Raw genomic sequence first — 3,389 nt, 5'->3', positions numbered from 1 at the left:
GCACATCGACGCGAGGATTCCGTTGCGGTTCATGTCGCGGACGCGTTCGTGGACGTCGTAGACACCCGGGCGCATCTCGGCGAATCCGGCGGGATCGCGGCCCCACTCCTCGGCCGGCCACGACACCACCGCATTGAGTCCGCTCACGCCCTGCGGCCTGCCCTGGTACATCCACTGGTCCACGCCCTTGCCGTCGGTGACGACGACGGGTGCCTCGTCCCGGTACTTGGTCGGCACGTGCCGCAGGAACATGTCCGGCGGTTCGACCACGTGGTCGTCAATGCTCACCAAAATCAGGTCATCGACCTTCATCAAGCAGTCCTTCCCCGCGCAGCCCGGACTCGATTTAGCCGAAGCACTCGGTGGTGGTCTCGAGCAGTCGTGGAATGGGCGCCGGATCCAGCTGCAGGGCGTCCGACATGTGCAGTTGCCCCGCGTTGGCGATCATGTTGTTCAGGATTGCCTGCAGGTCGTCGCCCTCGATCTCGTAGATGGCGACATAAGGTCCGTCGGCGTCAACGGGACGCAGCCGGCGTGCCGAGACGAACCCGTCCAGGGCGACGAGCTCACCCAGATGCACCTCGTCGTACCAGGTGTTGTACTCCTGCTCGCGCTCGGGCGAACTCGGTCGGCTCTCCACGAGGATGATGCCCTTGGCCATCGTCGCCACCTCTCTGGTTGCTACTCGTAGCGCACCGTGACCGAGTCCGTATCCGGAACGCCCTGGCACGTCAGAATGTAGCCCTCGGCGACCTCGTCCTCTTCGAGAGCATCGTTGACCCGCATGGTGGCATGGCCTTCTTCGAGCTTGGCCATGCACGTACCGCAGTTGCCGGCCTCGCAACTGAACGGCGGTTCCAGCCCGGCCCGCCGCGCTGTCTCCAAGAGAGTCTCGCCCGGGACTATGGGCACCGACACCTTCTTGCGGTCGAGATGAATCGTCACCGTTCCGGCGCCAGAGCCGTTTGTTGCCGGAGCTGTCACCCGCGGGGTCCCCTCGATGATCCGGGTGACCGTCACTGCGACCGCCCCCTTTCACGTATTTGCATTCTTCAGTATAGAGAATACTATTCTCACGAAGCGATAGCATCTTCTCAAGACTGTATGGATGTCGGGTCAGCCCGGTCTGTCAGGGAAGGACGGGACGTGACCGAGCCGGCGGCGCTCGTGTTCGAGGAACGGCGATTCAGCGTGCCCGAACTCGACGCGTTAGCCGACGGATGGGCCGCTAACCTGGCAAAAGACGGTGTCAACCCAGGTCAACGCGTCGCCTTGATGGCCTCGAATCGGCCGGAGTTCCTCGCCGTGGTGCTGGCGATCTGGCGACTGGCTGCCGCGGCCGTGCTCATCAGCCCGGCATGGAAGCGCGACGAGGTCGACCAGGCGCTCGCGCTGACCAACCCCGAGCACGCCGTCGGGGACCACCCGGTGCTGGCCGGTCTGATGCCGATGCTGCACCTCGACGAGCCGGTCCCGCCCGCGGAGCCGATAGCCGGCGGCGCATCGCCCACGAACGACGCGGCGCTGGTGTTCAGTTCCGGTACCACCGGCCTGCCGAAGGCCGTCCGGCACACCCACGCCTCGCTGGACGAGGCGGTGCGGCACTGGCGCCAAGCGTTGCAACTGACGCGCCACGACCGGATCCAGGTTGCGACGCCGCCGTCACACATCCTGGGCCTGCTGAACCTGCTGACCGCGTGGGAGACCGGCGCCTGCGTGCGGCTGCACCGCCGGTTCGACATCGACCGGGTGCTGCAGCACATCGAAAGTGACCGCATCACAGTGGAAATGGCAGTCGCGCCCATCGCGCTGGCCATCGCCTCGCATCCCGACCTCGAGTCCTATGACCTGTCGTCGCTGCGCTACATCATGTGGGGGGCCACGCCGGTCAACACCCACGTCGCGGAAACCGTGACCCGGCGCACCGGAGTGCGTTGGCTTCCGGCCTACGGAACCACGGAATTGCCTGTCATAGCGTGCAATCCAGTCGAGGACCCCCGGCTCGACACCGTCGGACGGGCGGTGCCCGGTGTGGACCTACGCGTCGTCTCGCTAAAGTCCGGCGAGCCGGTCGGCCCGGGCGAGGTCGGCGAGATCCAGGGTCGGTCGGCATCGCTCATGGCCGGCTACCTCCCGGCCGAAGCAAACCGCGAGGCGGTCCGTGACGGGTGGTACCGCACCGGGGATGTCGGCTGGCTCGACACCGGCGGATGGCTGCGAATCACCGACCGCCTCAAAGAAATGATCAAAGTTCGCGGCTTCCAGGTCGCCCCCGCCGAAATCGAGGCAGTGCTGCACCGTCATCCGGCCGTCAAAGACTGCGCCGTGTTCGGGATTCCCGACGGACTCAACGGCGAGGCCGTCGTCGCCGCGGTCGCGACGTCCGCTCCCGTCGATGCCACCCAACTGAGCGCCATGGTGGACCAAAGACTGGCGTCGTATAAACATCTGAGCCGGGTGATTTTCGTCCCCGACATTCCCCGCCTGCCTTCCGGCAAGGTGCTACGCCGAGTGCTGAAGGAGAGCTATGGATGTACGTCTGACAGCTGAACAACAGCAGTTACGCGATGCCGCCGCCAAGCTGGCCGACGATCTGGGGCCAGCAGCGGTGCAGGATCTTGACGACCGGACTCGAATTGCCCGCCTGGACAAGCAGATCGAGAACACCGGCTGGCGGTCGTTGCGTTCCGACGGTGCCTCCGGCGTTGAGGTAGCCATCGTGGCCGAGGAGTTCGGCCGCCGCCTGGTTGACACACCGTTCCTCGGGCCCGTCCTCGCCGACGATCTGGGCCGCCATGTCGGCGTGGACGTATCGGCGGCGACGGTGGCGGTCGGCGATCGAGTGGTCGACGCCCGCGGCGCCCGGCGCGCCCTGTTGCTTTCGGGCGGCACCGTCCTCGCCGTCGATGTCGAGGTTTCGCCGCAGAGCGTCGACCTCACGCGGGCCGACGGCACGCTTGCGGGATCGCCGGAGCCGTTGGGCGATGTGTCGCCCGAGGTTTCTGAACAATGGCGGGCCCTGGCGCTGGTCACGACGACGGCAGACCTAGTGGGCATCGCCCGGGGCGCGCACGCCGTCGCCTGCGACTACGCCAAAATCCGTGAACAGTACGGCAAGCAGATCGGCTCGTATCAGGCCATCGCACACCTGCTGGCCGAAAGCCTTGCGCTGATTGAGGGTTCGGTGAGCGTGTCGCGGCATGCCGCGTGGGCCGTTGATGAGCTCGCCCCCGCCGAAGCCATCCGTGCGGCCAAAATCGCAAAGGTCTACTGCGCGCGCGCCACCCGCACCGTCTGCGAGACGGCCATCCAGGTGCACGGCGGTATCGGCAACACCTGGGAATGCGTGGCGCATGTCTACCTGCGCCAGGGCCCTCACATCGACCGAG

3 protein-coding genes and 2 pseudogenes are annotated in these 3,389 nt (G+C 66.3%); 2 read left to right on the top strand and 3 right to left on the bottom strand.

What is annotated here, in order from left to right:
- From A5652_RS06795 to A5652_RS06785, 3 genes and pseudogenes are all read right to left on the bottom strand, one after another.
- Positions 1-312: pseudogene (locus A5652_RS06795) on the bottom strand (amidohydrolase); the annotation flags it as partial.
- Positions 313-346: 34 nt separating this feature from the next.
- Positions 347-661 carry a DUF4286 family protein gene (locus A5652_RS06790; protein ID WP_067348187.1) on the bottom strand — a complete coding sequence of 105 codons (315 nt, stop codon included), beginning with the start codon at positions 659-661 and terminating at the stop codon, positions 347-349.
- A 20-nt stretch (positions 662-681) separates the two neighbouring features.
- Positions 682-1,020 (bottom strand): 2Fe-2S iron-sulfur cluster-binding protein, encoded by a 339-nt coding sequence (locus A5652_RS06785; protein ID WP_067348184.1) that lies wholly within the window; start codon positions 1,018-1,020, stop codon positions 682-684.
- 126 nt (positions 1,021-1,146) lie between these two features.
- Here A5652_RS06785 and A5652_RS06780 point away from each other — a divergent pair, with 126 nt between their 5' ends.
- Together A5652_RS06780 and A5652_RS06775 are read left to right on the top strand one after the other, a co-directional pair.
- A complete protein-coding gene (locus A5652_RS06780) occupies positions 1,147-2,550 on the top strand; it encodes a class I adenylate-forming enzyme family protein (RefSeq protein ID WP_067348181.1) in 1,404 nt (467 codons plus the stop codon).
- Positions 2,528-3,389 (top strand): annotated as a pseudogene (locus tag A5652_RS06775) (acyl-CoA dehydrogenase family protein); the annotation flags it as partial. The gene A5652_RS06780 and the pseudogene A5652_RS06775, both read left to right, overlap by 23 nt.

This window comes from Mycobacterium sp. 1165178.9 (assembly GCF_001673555.1).
Taxonomy (GTDB): Bacteria; Actinomycetota; Actinomycetes; order Mycobacteriales; family Mycobacteriaceae; genus Mycobacterium.
This window is presented reverse-complemented; position numbering and strand designations above follow the sequence as displayed.